13 protein-coding genes and 1 tRNA gene are annotated in these 13,915 nt (G+C 56.0%); 10 read left to right on the top strand and 4 right to left on the bottom strand.

Going from position 1 to position 13,915, the window contains the following annotated elements; translation table 11 throughout:
* Positions 1–13: 13 nt before the first annotated feature.
* The 5 genes from JZY91_RS07965 (at position 14) to JZY91_RS07945 (ending at position 6,581) form a co-directional block, all read left to right on the top strand.
* Positions 14–421, top strand: a complete 408-nt coding sequence (locus JZY91_RS07965) for a hypothetical protein (protein ID WP_234947372.1) — start codon at positions 14–16, stop codon at positions 419–421.
* Between the two features lie 4 nt (positions 422–425).
* A complete protein-coding gene (locus tag JZY91_RS07960; protein ID WP_234947371.1) occupies positions 426–2,477 on the top strand; it encodes a glycosyltransferase in 2,052 nt (683 codons plus the stop codon).
* Positions 2,478–3,173: 696 nt separating this feature from the next.
* On the top strand, positions 3,174–4,337 hold the full coding sequence (locus JZY91_RS07955) for a hypothetical protein (protein ID WP_234947369.1): 1,164 nt from the start codon (positions 3,174–3,176) through the stop codon (positions 4,335–4,337).
* A gap of 257 nt (positions 4,338–4,594) precedes the next feature.
* On the top strand, positions 4,595–5,560 hold the full coding sequence (locus JZY91_RS07950) for a DUF6492 family protein (RefSeq protein WP_234947367.1): 966 nt from the start codon (positions 4,595–4,597) through the stop codon (positions 5,558–5,560).
* Positions 5,561–5,654: 94 nt separating this feature from the next.
* Positions 5,655–6,581: a hypothetical protein gene (locus JZY91_RS07945; RefSeq protein WP_234947366.1), complete on the top strand. Its 927-nt coding sequence runs from the start codon at positions 5,655–5,657 to the stop codon at positions 6,579–6,581.
* Between the two features lie 171 nt (positions 6,582–6,752).
* On the opposite strand, the gene JZY91_RS07940 is transcribed toward JZY91_RS07945, so the two are convergent.
* The 3 genes from JZY91_RS07940 to JZY91_RS07930 all read right to left on the bottom strand — a co-directional run bounded on the left by JZY91_RS07940 (position 6,753) and on the right by JZY91_RS07930 (position 9,871).
* The gene (locus JZY91_RS07940) at positions 6,753–7,712 is read right to left on the bottom strand and encodes a UTP--glucose-1-phosphate uridylyltransferase (RefSeq protein WP_234947365.1); all 960 of its coding nucleotides are present in this window, start codon (positions 7,710–7,712) and stop codon (positions 6,753–6,755) included.
* A gap of 46 nt (positions 7,713–7,758) precedes the next feature.
* Positions 7,759–9,090 carry a UDP-glucose/GDP-mannose dehydrogenase family protein gene (locus JZY91_RS07935; protein ID WP_234947364.1) on the bottom strand — a complete coding sequence of 444 codons (1,332 nt, stop codon included), beginning with the start codon at positions 9,088–9,090 and terminating at the stop codon, positions 7,759–7,761.
* A gap of 226 nt (positions 9,091–9,316) precedes the next feature.
* Positions 9,317–9,871: a hypothetical protein gene (locus tag JZY91_RS07930; protein ID WP_234947363.1), complete on the bottom strand. Its 555-nt coding sequence runs from the start codon at positions 9,869–9,871 to the stop codon at positions 9,317–9,319.
* Between the two features lie 270 nt (positions 9,872–10,141).
* Between JZY91_RS07930 and istA the strand changes: the two genes are divergently transcribed.
* Genes istA through JZY91_RS11710 form a run of 3 tightly spaced genes read left to right on the top strand, consistent with a single transcriptional unit; the run spans position 10,142 to position 12,541 of the window.
* On the top strand, positions 10,142–11,776 hold the full coding sequence (gene istA / locus JZY91_RS07925; protein WP_234947362.1) for an IS21 family transposase: 1,635 nt from the start codon (positions 10,142–10,144) through the stop codon (positions 11,774–11,776).
* Entirely contained in the window at positions 11,773–12,126 is a 354-nt protein-coding gene (locus JZY91_RS11715) for an ATP-binding protein (RefSeq protein ID WP_255695740.1), read from the top strand. Before istA ends, JZY91_RS11715 begins: the two co-directional genes overlap by 4 nt.
* On the top strand, positions 12,116–12,541 hold the full coding sequence (locus JZY91_RS11710; RefSeq protein ID WP_255695739.1) for an ATP-binding protein: 426 nt from the start codon (positions 12,116–12,118) through the stop codon (positions 12,539–12,541). The genes JZY91_RS11715 and JZY91_RS11710 overlap by 11 nt, the downstream gene beginning before the upstream one ends.
* A gap of 285 nt (positions 12,542–12,826) precedes the next feature.
* Here the strand turns inward: JZY91_RS11710 and JZY91_RS07915 are convergent.
* Positions 12,827–12,899, bottom strand: a tRNA-Asn gene (locus JZY91_RS07915).
* 178 nt (positions 12,900–13,077) lie between these two features.
* On the opposite strand from JZY91_RS07915, the gene JZY91_RS07910 reads away from it, so the two are divergent.
* Positions 13,078–13,299: a hypothetical protein gene (locus JZY91_RS07910; RefSeq protein ID WP_234947361.1), complete on the top strand. Its 222-nt coding sequence runs from the start codon at positions 13,078–13,080 to the stop codon at positions 13,297–13,299.
* Positions 13,300–13,324: 25 nt separating this feature from the next.
* Positions 13,325–13,900 carry a hypothetical protein gene (locus JZY91_RS07905; RefSeq protein ID WP_234947360.1) on the top strand — a complete coding sequence of 192 codons (576 nt, stop codon included), beginning with the start codon at positions 13,325–13,327 and terminating at the stop codon, positions 13,898–13,900.
* The last annotated feature ends 15 nt before the right edge of the window (positions 13,901–13,915 follow it).

Genomic DNA, 13,915 nt, shown 5'->3' with positions numbered 1-13,915 from the left:
GGAGGTTGAATCCATGGTTTTAAATCGGACTACTTTTGAGCTCCAGTTGGTGGATGGTATATACGCGTTCAGTGCAACTGCACCAATCCCCACACCGACGGTCTTTCATGTGCAGCTACCTGCGGGCCTGCAGCACAAGGATCTCGTATTTGGGGTATCGGGCGAGGATTTTGAAGACGTTTGTTCGAGGAACCCCAGCTTGGTTCCGAGCCTCGGCCTCGATGGCGCTTATGTTTATTCACCGGTAACTACCGAGCCTACGGTCTTCAAGGTTGGACCTGTTTCGCTCAGTAAACCTGGCGACTACTTCTTCATACGTAGCTGGGCGGCAGGGCCGGATGAAGATATCGATGCAAGAATTTTGGGTGTTGGCTTTGAAATACCTTTTCAGCATGGCTCTCTAGTAAGAAAACTGGTATAGGCAAATGGGTAATCCCGCACTTTCGGTAGTTGTATGTTTTAAGGATTGGGGCCTAGACCGACTCCTCGGTGTCACCAAGTCAATCCAACAGTCTGGTTTAGGTGAAAAAATTGAAGTTGTGATTGCGGATTACGGATCCGAATCGTCGACTGGTTTCAGGGAGAGACTCGAGGCCGAAGGGGCCCACTACCATTACTTTGAAACAGACGGTGTGTGGTCGCGTTCGCGTGCGCTTAACCTTGGTGTTAGTCGAAGCAGGGGGAGGTTCATCGTCACTACGGACGCTGACATGATCTTTAGCCCCACTACCTTTCCTCGGATTTTGGAAATGCTGGAATCTGATCCCTGGAGCTATTACATCGTTCAATGTCGGGATCTGCCAGAGGGCATCTCACACGCTGATGTTCTGGAAGGTTCAGTCAGCTTCGAGGAACTTGAATACAACTCCCAGTTGCGTCCTCGATGGGGAATGGGTGGGCTAATTGCATTCTCTCGCGAAGCATTCGATCGACTGCGTGGGCTTGATGAGCGTCTTGAAATCTACGGTGGCGAAGATATCGATCTAGCTAAGCGCCTCATGCGCTGCGGATTGCGTCGCGTCTGGGTAACTGATCCAGATGTTCGAATGTTTCATGTGTGGCACCCGTCATCGCTTAAAGCAGCTGAAAACACGAAGAGTGGTAAGCAAGCGGTTGAACGAAATCGGGAGGTCCACAAGAACGATGCATCTACGATTCGAAACTTATCAGAGTGGAACGGGAAGTCTGCGGTCAGCAACCCGTTAGTCACGGTGGCAATTTCGACCTTTAACCGTGCGGAGTTTCTGCCAGAATGCCTTGCCTCTGTTTTCGCTCAAACGTTCCGCGATTTTGAAGTCATCGTGGTCAATGATGGGTCGACGGATAACACCAAAGAGGTTCTCGAGTCGATTGATGACCCGCGCCTGCGGGTGATTCACCAAGAGAATAGGGGATTGGCCGCTGCTCGCAACCGAATCACGGCAGAGGCTAGAGGAACATATATTGCAGTCCACGATGATGACGACCTGATGCTTCCTACGAGGTTGGCGGATCAGCTTCGAGTTCTTGGTGCAGGAGTCAATGGAGCCTACGGGGGTTGGGTCGATTTTGACAACGAGACCGGAGACCTAATCTGGAATCGGGGTAAGGGCTTTTCGCTCGAATCTCTTGCGTTCAATTCCGGGATCTACCTACACCCAACCCTCTTGGTTGAACGACGATTGATGGAGCTCGTGCCATATACGGAAAGCATGCGCAGCGGGTCCGACTACAACTTAGCTGTTCGCCTCGCTCGCTCAGGGGCGAACCTTCAGCACTGCGGGAAATACGTTATTCTCCGACGTGGTCACGAGGGACAAATCACGAACCAATTTGGGCACTTCCAAAAGGCCTCCGGCCGGATTTCTGGTGCGTTGGCTCGTGCCTCCTTCGGGCCGCACGATCGCGAAGAAGCGAAGAAGGAAAGGCCCCGCAAGGACTGGGTTAAAGTCATCGACCAAAAAGATGCCGAGCCGACAATCCGGCCGTACCTGCCTGATCACCTAGTATCTAGAAGAGGTAGTGCTGTTCTCTCGGAGGACCAGTGGGTCGAGGTAGCCCATTTACCAGAGTTTCGAGGCTTTGAGCTGGCGGCCACGTACACCCATGATGCCGGAACTGTTCGCGCGTTTGAAGCCGAGGCTGTTTCGTTGGCAGACGCGTTTGCACTTCACGGTCATCTAGGATCGGCCATCCAGCTCAGCGAGGATGACGTGGATTCGTTTGCTGCTACAGCAGGCGATGGCGGGGAATTCGAGCCGATCGTTTCTACCGCTCTCGGTGAGCTGCCGGCTGGCGAATACATTGTTTATGAGTATCTCGATGTAGTTGATACGGAGGATATCCGCGAGTCCAGCGCGCCGTCTCTCTGGGTAGAGCTGAAAAGCGGCGACACGATGAAGATCTATGTAGTCCGCGACGCGGTTCGAGACGCGGGCGAAGCAAGTATTGCCGGTGCCGCTGCAACGTGGGAGTTCGTACGAAAGGGAGATCAATGAGAATTGTATGGGGAACTAGGGGCGGAGATGGCAGGTTGCGACTTGAAGCAACACCTGGTCCTTACGACGGGGTCCCCCCTGTAAATGCGTTGCTTTTGGAGTCGGAACCACTCTACGTTCACGATGACATCCTCGCGGTAGTTAGCACATTGTTGTTTGGCCAATACTGTGGGGGAGAGCTAAGGCTTCCCCGCCAAGTATCACCTGAGGTTGCGAGTGCCATTCAAAAATACTGCGAACCTGCTTGGGTCTCTGTTGGGCCAATCAACTTCGAACCTAGGGCGAACTTGACCGGTGACGGGTTGCTGTTTCTAGGTAAGGAACTGAATGAATACCGGCCCAGGTCATGCTGGGGTGAGCCGAGAGTCTCCACTCTCATTTCGCTGGACTCAGGTGATTTCGCCGGATCATTGGCGAGCTCCGATGGTCTAATCACAAACTCAAACGCCACGACGATTGGTCAGTATGCTGGGGCTGCCTCTGTGCTTGCCGCTCATATAGCGGTAGCTCTCCTGTATGCCGAGACTTACTTCGCGCGACGAATCGTCGTCTCGGATAGTTTCGTAAACGGCGTGCGAGACTCCGATTTCCACCGTATTCGATTCCTCCTCGAGAGCTGCAAAGTGTCCCTCACTACAGCCGCCACCTGGAATCCCTGAACTATCGAAAGTATCCTGAGTTAAGGACAGGAAGAACATGCTGGCAGCAGTCTTAAAGACAAACTCAATGGCGATACCATCAAACTACGATCTGGTACGAATGCCGCCGAGGCTGCCCGAAAAAGACCAGCAGCGCTACTTCTCGACGTATGATTTTCAATCTATCTTTTACGACGTTTTCGTCGATGGCGATCGGGTTCTGGCCATCGGGCCGCCTTATCGCAACTTGAAAGAGTGGTTGGGCGAAGCGGCGATCAAGCTGGATGGAAATACCATCGATGATTCCTCTCTAGTACGATGGTCCGAATTCGATCGGATGTCTCGGACTGCCATCACTCTCCAGGGCAACCTTGGTCAGCCGACGGACCTTCAGCTGTCGTTTCGCGACCTCGAGTTGCGGTCCGGCATTGGAAGTTCATACGTCACCGATTTCGAGGGAAGTAACCTCTTGGTGACAATGAACCGCAATAATCCGCTCGCCAATGTCCGCGACTGGTTGGAACTTAACGTCCAGATGAACGGCATCGACTCTGCCATCATCTTCGATAACCGATCAGATAATTACAGCAGTGCGGACTTGCTGAAGAACTTGAGATCGGTTCCGGGGCTCGAACGCCTGATTATTGTCGAATGGCCCCATCCGTATGGAGCTGTTTCTCCATACTGGGATTCGGACTATGGGCAGTACGCGGCATGGGAGGTTGCCCGCCAACGGTTTGGACGTCTGAGTCAGTCCTTGATGGTTTGTGATGTAGACGAGATTATCCTTTCTGAGGACGGCCGCCCCGCCTATCTGCATGCTCAAGAAAGTCCAAGTGGTGTCTGCTACTTCGACTCTAGGGAGCTATCGCCCGTCACTGACGATTGTGTAGTTCTTTCTGAAGGGGAGATACGACGCCATCACCACTTTGGGTACTATGACCCAGAGGCTAGGCTCGGCCTGCCAAAATATGTAGTCATTCCTGAGCGACTATCGGATAAACAACAGCTAAAAGTTCACGCGATTTCAGGCGCGACCTCCGTTCAGCGGGGGGTGGGCTTCGTGCGTCATTTCCGAGGCCTTCATCTAAACTGGCGAGCCGGAGATTTTAGCTATACGTATCCGCTTCGTGAACCTGATGGAAATTTTGTCGAGGATGAAGTCTGGGTGAAGGCTTTGGGTTTGGCAGAGACATCTTTTACGACCAGCAACTCGGCGTAAGGAATCGCTAGCGAGCTTCCTACCAGCTGACTGACGTGCGAGACCTCCGCCTTTCAAGTGTCTTAAAGAACCGTGGGCACTGAACCTCGTGGTGATCTTCTCTCAATATGTTGTTTCGTTAATTCCTTTTCTGGACCTTTTGTAAGACGTGCGGACCAACTATTGAGCATCGTCGAAACCAAATAGGTGGCCCAGTAAGGGGAAAGTATTAGGTCTGGAAAGCGCGATCATGGAAACCCAGATGCGCTAGAATACACATGCGCGCTTCGCCAGCAAACCCGACTTTGAATCAACTTTGGAGAATCATGCTCCCCGATAAGCTCCCTGTAGTTTCCATTACATTTGCCGACGACATCCGCCTAACGTTCCTTCAGATTCTGAGCTTCGATCGACTGTTTGAATGCGATCGTCTTGGGGCTTTCCGAGTGGTGGTGAATGACAGGACACCAGAGCAGGCTCAGGAGACGAAAGATACTCTGAACGAATGGATCTCTCTCCCCAACGTCCTGTCGGAGTCCATGCGCGACAAGGTCTCCATTATTGGGTGGTCGGACATTTTTCCCAGCGTAGGGAAAGTTGGGAAAAGGGATCAGCAGGCGATTAAGCTCGGCGCGTCCCGGATCATCGACGACGAATTTTATCTCATTCTTGACGGTAAGAACCACTTCGTTAGACCGAGTAGCGTTTTCGATTTCTTCCAGGAAGGGAAGCCGAAATTGCCTTTGTGGGGCACGGTTGCTGGTTTTTGGGAGCGTTGTTTGATCCCATCTGTCGAAGTGATGGAAGTAGATGACAAGTTCAAAACGACTATGTGGCCGTCGGTGACTCCGTATATTATGTACACAGAATACGCCCAAGAGGTTTGCCAGTTCCTCGAGAACAAGTACAGCCTTCCACTACCTGAGGTTTTTGAAGAAACTGGCGACGCGACCGAGTTCTTGATGTATTACGCTCATGTAGCTGGACGCCATGGAGTGGAGAACTACTACAACGCCGTTCAGCCAAATCGCACTTTGTTTACAGTGGGACCTCGCGAACCTGAGAAAGTAGTAGAACTGATCAACAAGGTCCGGGAGGACGAAGTCGCAATGTTCGGACTCCACCGCAACCGCGTACCGAATCTGCTACCAGATCAAATTGAGTTGATTAAAGATCTTTGGAGCCGTCACCTCCTCAGGCCGTGGGAATCGGCGGAATGGTTTATGGGCGCCGAAGGGTTATGACATATCAAGTTGGTGGGATGGCTTTGATACCATCTGAGTGCATCTCCCGTAAGGTCGCTAGGTTCGCGAACCTATGCCATGAGTAAAGGAACGAATGTCAAAACGGCGCGATAAGGCAGTTGAACCTTACCTAGCGAAAGGCGCTTGGTTCGAGTTTGCAGATCTTGAAGATCTTTCGGACAAGTACGACGGAAGCTGGGTGACTGGCAGCGTAAAGAGCCTCGGCGATCATTTGGATTTTTCAATTAAGGTGCGTAAGGGGTCTCGTCGCCTCGCCGTCATTTTTAACTCACAACAGAAGCCGGGGGGTGACTTAAAGTTATTTACTTGGGCAAACGTGGGTAAACTCTTAGACTGCTCGCGCTTGCATATAGCTGACCCGACATTGAATGTTTCAGAGAATGCGACTCTTGGCTGGTATACGGCAAACAAAAAGGGCAATTTCCAGAATGAGATCGCAAAGCTAATCAGCTTCTTTAGGGACTACCTTGAAATCACAGAACTGGTATTCCTTGGATCTAGCGGAGGTGGCTTTCCAGCAGTCTATTATTCTCAGGTCTTTGAAAACTCTACTGCGCTGCTGCTCGCGCCCGTTTTCAACGTGAAAGAATCCGTCCAAGATGTGCCGAGGAAGCTATTTGCGTCGGAATTGAATGATGCAGAAACATTTGAAGAGGCTATTTCAAAGCATCCTGACGTAGTGTTCGACTTGCGTGAGTTGATTCTGGACAAAGGGGGACTTGTGAACCCTGTGAATGTTTTACAGTCTCGAAAAGATAACCGGTTTTGGAGCTCACAGACAAAGCCTTTACTGGAAAATCTGGGGTGTATATTCTCCGCGCCCCCCACCTATTTAAAGCATGACAAACTATCGATGGTTCTGGGGGAGTGGTCCGATGGTCATGCGCCGCCTCCACTGCCGGTTATATCGGCGGCATGTCGCGGAATTGGCTTGTGCCCGCCGGGAAACCTGAACGGGTTCGATCTATTCAGAGCGCTTTACACCTCTAGTGAAGAGTAGAATCCAGAGTCCCTTGGGCTGATTGTTCTGCAAAAACTGCCTGCATTAATATATCGGCCACTCATCCGTGCAGGTCTAGGACAGAGATGGAGCGATAGACTTCTGTAGGTGACTGTTTCCTAATTTCGAAGAACTACACCCGAGCGTCATTCCGGCTGGCATATTTTGTGGTTATGCTTGTATGACCTCTGGGTGTTCGGCCTCAAAGTCGGCGATGATCTGAGTGATCGCGGTGTACAGGGCGGGCCCGTATTTCGGGTCACGCAAACCGAAATCCACATTCGCCGGGATATACCCACCCGGGTTACCCAAATCGTGGCGCTTGCCGTCATGCACCACCACATGCACAGGGTGGCCTTCCTGGATCATCAACTCAATCGCGTCCGTGAGCTGCAACTCCCCACCCTTACCCGGAGTGATACGACGCAGCGCATCAAACACCGCACGGTCCAGCAAGTAGCGCCCAGTAGCCACCAGCGTCGAGGGGGCTTCCTCCTTCGCGGGCTTTTCTACCATGCCGCGTACCTTCAACTCCTCGACGCCATCGACGGTGCCGTCGGCGGGTTCGACGTCGAACACGCCGTAGTTGAACACCTCATCGGGTGTCACATTGAACGCGCACAACACCGAACCCCCGAACGCCTCGCGGGCGGCAGCCATCTTCGCCATCACACCAGTCGGCAGCACCAGGTCATCCGGCAGCATCACAGCCACCACATCTTCTTCCGCATCCAGGGCGGCCTCCGCGCACCCCACCGCATGGCCCAACCCCAAAGGCTCATCCTGGGTGACTGCTACTGCGTGGATCAGCCCGTTGGCGCGGGAGACTTTTTCGGCCTGCTCGTCTTTGCCGCGCTCCAGGAGGCGGTTGCGCAAGGTGGCGAATTCCCCGAAGTGGCGCATGATTTCTTGCTTGTCGGGGGCGACCACGATCGCTAGGCGTTCGGCACCGAGTGCTGCGGCTTCTTCGGCGATGAGTTCGATGCCTGGGGTGTCTACTACCGGCAGGAGTTCCTTCGGCACCGTCTTGGTGGCCGGGAGGAACCTCGTGCCCATCCCCGCCGCCGGCACAACCACCGTGCGCACCGCCGCACCAGAAGGAACCCGAAACTGACCGATAGACTTCTGCATAAGAAGCAACCTTACCCGGATAATTAGCACCGGGCTGGAGAGTCAGTTACAGGCTGCGGCCGAGCGCGTGGATGTTCCAGCCGGCGTGTTGCCATTGGGTGACGGGCAGGACGTTGCGGCCGTCGATGATGAGTTGCTTCTCGACGAGGTTTGCGGCCCAGGTAGGATCCATCTGCTTGAACTCGTCCCACTCGGTAGCAAGGATCACCAGCTCCGCACCACGCAGCGCGTCCTCCAAGGAGGAGGCGTAGTCCAGGGTGGGGAACACGCGGCGCGCGTTGTCCATGCCCTGCGGGTCATACACACGCACACTCGCACCCGCCAAAGACAGCTGACCGGCGACAGCCAGGGCGGGCGAATCGCGCACATCGTCAGAGTTCGGCTTGAACGCCGCACCAAGCACCGTGACACGCTTACCGATCAAGCTGCCCAACACCTCACGCGAGAGGTCCACCACGCGCTGGCGGCGGCGCATGTTGATCGCATCCACCTCACGAAGGAAGGTGAGCGCCTGGTCCGCACCGACCTCGCCGGCGCGGGCCATGAACGCACGAATATCCTTCGGCAAACACCCACCACCGAAACCCAGACCAGCACCGAGGAACTTCCGCCCAATGCGGTCGTCGTGGCCAATCGCATCCGCAAGCTGGGTCACATCCGCACCCACAATCTCGCACACCTCGCTCACGGCGTTGATAAACGAGATCTTGGTGGCCAAAAACGCGTTCGCGGACACCTTCACAAGTTCCGCGGTTTGCAGGTCGGTGACGATGAACGGGGTGTTGTTCGCAAGCGGGGTGGCGTACACCTCGCGGGCAACCTCCTCCGCCCGGGTGGTTTCACCCGTGTGGGTGCCGCGCACACCGAGCACGATGCGGTCCGGGGTGATCGTGTCTTGCACCGCGTAGCCTTCACGCAAAAACTCCGGGTTCCACGCGATCTCCACGTGGGTGCCTTCCGGGGCCAACGCATCCGCGCGGACCTGCAACGCTGCCGCGGTGCCGACCGGCACGGTGGACTTGCCGAAGATCAGGTGATCACCCTTAAGCTTGGGCACCAGGTCCTCGATCACCGCTTCGACGTAGCGGGTGTCCGCCGCATACGAGCCGCGCTGCTGCGGGGTGCCCACACCGATGAAGTGGACGTTGGCGAACTCTGCTGCCTTGTCATAGTCAGTGGTAAACGCCAGGCGGCCGGCCTCGAGGTTGCGCTCCAGCACCTCGGGAAGACCCGGCTCAAAGAACGGCACCTCACCGTTTTGCAGGGAGTCAATCTTCGCCTGGTCCACGTCCACACCAAGGACTTCGTGGCCCAGCTCCGCCATGCAGGCCGCGTGGGTCGCACCCAAGTAGCCCGTACCAATCACCGTCATACGCATGCAGTCGATTATGCACACAAGTAGATAGGACGCAGGGCGATGGTGGTCAAAAGTGTGAGGTAGATCGAACCGCCCCAGTTTAGTGATCAGGCAAGTTCGGCAGTGCGCATCCATTCAGCGTGCTAGACAACAACCTTGGCATTGTCCGGCACCTCGAGAGAGCCGAATCGACCCAGTTCACAACAAAACCTCCGCTCGGCTCGATCGCGGCCGTTAGTTGTGTAGATCATTTGTGAGGCCCCAAAAACTGCTGCTTTCCAACAGTGGTGAGGGAGGGGATGCGAGCCTTCGTCCGATTCCAATCTACCCAAATTTTGGCCACCACTAGCGAGGTTGCAACCCCAGCCGCCAAAGCCAATGCAACAGTTGCGAATTTGAATGGCCATGCCCAACCGCAGGAAAGGTACCAGTTTGCCGCCAGGGTAGAAATGAATATCGTTGTCGTGATTGTAATCCCGGCGGCTAAGGGGTACACGTACCAACCCGCCATCAAGGCCCAGTTACCGAGCGACATGTTCTCGGTATATTTGCGGTAAAGAATGGCTATTTTTAGGGGGTCGGTTTCCCTGCTGGCCCGTTCTCTAAACCAGTCGGCTTTGTCGAAATAGGCATTAGCTCCGAAGCGCTTCTCTCCAGCATCCAAGGCCTTTAAGACCTTTGGAGTGAGAAAAATGAAGGTGGCCGTTATCGCCACAATCTGTGCGCCAATGTCCTCGGCTAGGGTCCCTCTGACTTCATTGAAAATAGTTCGAATGAAATCTGCGTATGTCGAATAAGTCATATTTTCATTCTAATATTCCGGCATAGAGGACCGCCAAGCCGCCGACTCGGTCCGACATTGTTTGGTTCGCTTCTGCTTGGGTCTCGTAAGAGTTGTTCACCCGAGGTTGATCGCGCGATAGGTAACGAATCTTCGTGTTGCGCGGGTTTATCTAGTAACACCGTGGTGGGTTTCGAGTAACGCGATGGTGAGTATCCAGTAACGCCTTGGGGGACGATGCTGGTGACCGCGCGACTACAGGGCGCGCGGCATTGCCAGAGGAGTCCAGTTGTGACTGATTACCGGGCGGTGATGGACCTTGTGCTCAAAGGTTGGTCCGTCCGCCAAATCCGTACCACCGTGGGGTGTTCGCACACCACAGTTCAAAAAGCCCGCGAGGCGCTCGAAGCTTCAGGGATCACTACCGAAGCCCAACTCGCGGGATTGAGCAGTGAATCATTAGCCGGGCTGTTTCATGATGGGCGCAGCACCGGCCAGGGCGATTTCGTCCCGATCGATTACGATGCCGTGGCCAAGGCCAGGACCGGCAGGCACAAAGTAACGCTGCAGGTTTTGTGGGGCCGCTACACTGCCACCCCGGCTGCTGATGGGCAGCGTTATTACAGTTACGAGCGTTTCCGCCAGCTCGTGGCGCAGCACGTTGATGCTACGGGGCTGACAGCCAGGATCACGCACGCCCCGGGACACACGATGCAGGTCGATTGGGCGGGCACTAAGATGCGCCTGTTCGACCCCACCGCAGGTCAGGGCCCGAAAGTCAGCGTGTTCGTCGCCTCGCTGCCGTATTCGGGGATGATCTTCGCCTGCGCCTGCCCCGATGAGCGCCAACAGTCCTGGCTTTCAGCTCATGTGCAGGCGTTTTCCTACTTCGGCGGGGTGGCAGAGGTTATCGTGCCGGATAATGCGTCGACGGCGTCGAATTCGATCAGTGCTGCTGATCGCAACCGGCGGGTCAATTCCACCTATGAGGAGTTTCTGGAGCACTACAACACCGCCGCTTTGCCGGCGCGGGCGAAAAGACCCAAAGACAAAGCCAGTGTGGAAGCCGCGGTGAAGATCGTCACCCAGAAGGTCATTCACGCACTCGATGGTCACCAGTGCGTTGACATCGATGAGCTCAACACCAGAATCCGTGCACTGGTCGATGCGATCAACACCGCCACTCCGTTTCGCAACCAGGACACAAGTCGCCGTGAGGTGTTCAACGAGTACGAACGCGACCAACTCGCCGCACTACCCGCCACCACGTGGCAGCGCACCGTGTGGAAACGGGCCAAAGTCGCACCGAACTTCCACATCACCGTCAACACCGCCCGGTATTCGGTTCCGTACCAGCTGGTAGGTCGCACTGTGGATGTGCGCATCACCGGTGACGTCCTCACCATCTTCGACGCCGGCGAGCATGTCGCAACCCACCAGGTCGCGCGTCAACGCGCAGTGTATGTCACCGACACCGACCACGTGCCCGCGAACATGGCTGACACCCGGGGGTTGTGGACGAGTGAGTACTTCCTACGCGAAGCCTCACGCATAGGCCCTGCCACCAAAGAAGTCATCGCGGAGATGATCGCCCAGAAAGCGATACCGGCCCAGGCGCACCAGTCGTGCCGCAACGTGCTGACCATGGGCAAGCGCGACAAGCTCGTCCTGGAAGAAGCCTGTCGTCGCCTCATAGATGCGGGCGGTGCTCGCCGGGCAGTGAGCTACACCGCGGTGAAGAACATGATGGCCGCGGTCCGCAAAGACCACACCACCCGCCCCACCGGCACGACACCCCCCGCCAGGGACACCACACCAGTACAAAGCACTACTCCGGCGCCGGCTCGTGACACGCGCGGCGCCTACCTCGGCGGTGCCGCCCAGTTCAGCTTGGAAAACCTCACGAAGAAAGGCCCCACCCAATGATCCCGCCACAACCAGCATCAGCCAACGCACGCTTCCTGGATGAATCCGTCCTGCCGGTCTTCACCAGCCTGCGCATGACCGCATTCGGCCAAAGCGTCATCGACATCGCCGCCGACCCCGAATTCGACGACTGGTCATTTTCCGACAAAGTGCTCTACGCACTCGATAAAGAGGTCGCGGCCAAGCGCGAACGGCGAGTCAACAAACTGCTCAAAGCATCCCGATCGCCAAATCCCGATGCTTGTATTGAAGAAATCACCTACGCGCCCAGCCGCACCATCAACAAAGAGCAAATCACCCGACTCGCTCACTGCCAATGGTGCCAAAGCGCGCAAAACATTGTCATCTAAGGCCAAATCCTCCGTCGGCAAAACCTACCTCGCACTCGCACTGCTCAACGCCGCCTGCCGAAAGGACTACACAGCCAAGTTCTTCCGCACCGACACCCTGGCCAACCACCTAGCAGTGCTCAAACACGGTGACCTAGAGCGGATGAAGTTCCTCGAGGAACTCCACACCGCGGATGTGCTCGTGCTTGATGATTTCCTCACCACCCCAATCGATGCCGCAACCGCCCACCAACTGCTGACCATCCTTGCCGAGCGAGAGCACCGAGGATCCACAATCGTGACATCCCAGTTCACACCAGATGAGTGGTACAAATCCATCCCCGACGCCGTCATCGCCGAATCCATCCTCAACCGCCTCGTCGCCGGCGCCGAAATCATCCCACTCGAAGGAGACAACATGCGACTGACAACCTAACCCCCAACCCCCACAGCACCCGGGTGTTACCCGAAACCCACCCGGGTGTTACCCGAAACCCACCACACCGTTACTAAACACGTGGTCTAAACATCTTCGGCCGGATCCTCGCCGACGACACGCCAAAGGAACACACATTGCTACTTATCCCGCTCTGGGCGTCTGTTTGGGGCACGACGACAATCCCACGACAAAACGGTCTGGAACTTTTGCAACGGCGGTGGGTAGCCAGAAACGCGAAAACCCCAACAGCCAGCAAGCTTGTGGCCGTCGGGGTTTTAATTGCTCCTCCAACTGGGCTCGAACCAGTGACCCTTCGATTAACAGTCGAATGCTCTGCCAACTGAGCTATGGAGGAATATGTAGTTTGTTGCGTTGTCGCTTGATTGCTCCCTGCAACGTGTTGTAACAGTAGTGCGATGGTGAGAAAAACCAAAATCGGCAGGTAGGGCATGAGATTCTTTCGAATTTTTGACTTTAACAAACGCCAGAATGAGCGCGCGTGGGCACTACTGGCGTTCGGGTTGGTGTTGCTCGTGACATCGACCAGAGAGGGGGATTGGAGGTCTCTCGTGCTCCTCGGTGTGGCGCTGATTATTCCGTCCGTCGTTTGGCTCGTGAGCTCGAAGCTCTTCGGCAAGCCGTCGGGGGCGTGGTGGTGGGTCATCGTCGGCGCTGCAATCATTGTCGGGTTGTGGGGGACGATGCTTGTGCCGGAGGGGACGCGGCCCGCATTCATAGACCGCAGGTGGGGATAATGCGATCCGGTCTATGGTTGGGGGTATGAAGAAACCAGCGCTTGCACTCAGCGCCGCTGCCGCGCTGACTCTTTCTGTTGTCGTCGCAACGCCTGCTCTTGCGGAGCAGGACCCTGCAGCGGGCGAAGCTGCGTCCTCGGAGTTCTCGTCGAGTGAAACCGAGTTGAGCGCGGGTGCGATCGTCGGGATTACGCTCGGCGTGCTCGCGCTCGTGGCGGGTGGATCGTTCTGGGCGGTTCAGCAGGGGATTGTGCAGTTGCCGCAGGGGATCGCCAAGCAATTCGGTTTGCCCGGGGCGAAGGCGCAGCGCGGGTCGTGCGAGGCCCAGGAGTTTGACAGCGCGGTGCCGGGCTGGCCGGGGCCGCTGGGCACCACGGTGATGTACTGCGACGGGCAGTTTGCGAAGGTGGGTGCCGCGCAGTCCGACTGGGTTGAGCACTTCCGCTTTGTGAACGGGGCGTGGTCCCGCATTCAGCCGGACGGGAAGAAGCAGCCGGCGGATTATGTGTGCTTCAACAGCTACAAGCTGCGGGACATGGGGGCGCCGGAGGAGTTCATCCGGGTGGCAACCATCTGCACGCCGGAGGAAATCGGGCGCTAGTTGATAGCGGGCGCT

It is taken from the genome of Corynebacterium sp. CNCTC7651 (assembly GCF_021496665.1).
Classification (GTDB): Bacteria; Actinomycetota; Actinomycetes; order Mycobacteriales; family Mycobacteriaceae; genus Corynebacterium.
This window is presented reverse-complemented; position numbering and strand designations above follow the sequence as displayed.

Bases quoted from the DNA above. Each gene is read 5' to 3' on its own strand.
- JZY91_RS07965 (WP_234947372.1), top strand. From the start codon at position 14: ATGGTTTTAAATCGGACTACTTTTGAGCTCCAGTTGGTGGATGGTATA.
- JZY91_RS07960 (WP_234947371.1), top strand. From the start codon at position 426: ATGGGTAATCCCGCACTTTCGGTAGTTGTATGTTTTAAGGATTGGGGC.
- JZY91_RS07955 (WP_234947369.1), top strand. From the start codon at position 3,174: ATGCTGGCAGCAGTCTTAAAGACAAACTCAATGGCGATACCATCAAAC.
- JZY91_RS07950 (WP_234947367.1), top strand. From the start codon at position 4,595: ATGCGCGCTTCGCCAGCAAACCCGACTTTGAATCAACTTTGGAGAATC.
- JZY91_RS07945 (WP_234947366.1), top strand. From the start codon at position 5,655: ATGTCAAAACGGCGCGATAAGGCAGTTGAACCTTACCTAGCGAAAGGC.
- JZY91_RS07940 (WP_234947365.1), bottom strand. From the start codon at position 7,712: ATGCAGAAGTCTATCGGTCAGTTTCGGGTTCCTTCTGGTGCGGCGGTG.
- JZY91_RS07935 (WP_234947364.1), bottom strand. From the start codon at position 9,090: ATGCGTATGACGGTGATTGGTACGGGCTACTTGGGTGCGACCCACGCG.
- JZY91_RS07930 (WP_234947363.1), bottom strand. From the start codon at position 9,871: ATGACTTATTCGACATACGCAGATTTCATTCGAACTATTTTCAATGAA.
- JZY91_RS11715 (WP_255695740.1), top strand. From the start codon at position 11,773: ATGATCCCGCCACAACCAGCATCAGCCAACGCACGCTTCCTGGATGAA.
- JZY91_RS07905 (WP_234947360.1), top strand. From the start codon at position 13,325: ATGAAGAAACCAGCGCTTGCACTCAGCGCCGCTGCCGCGCTGACTCTT.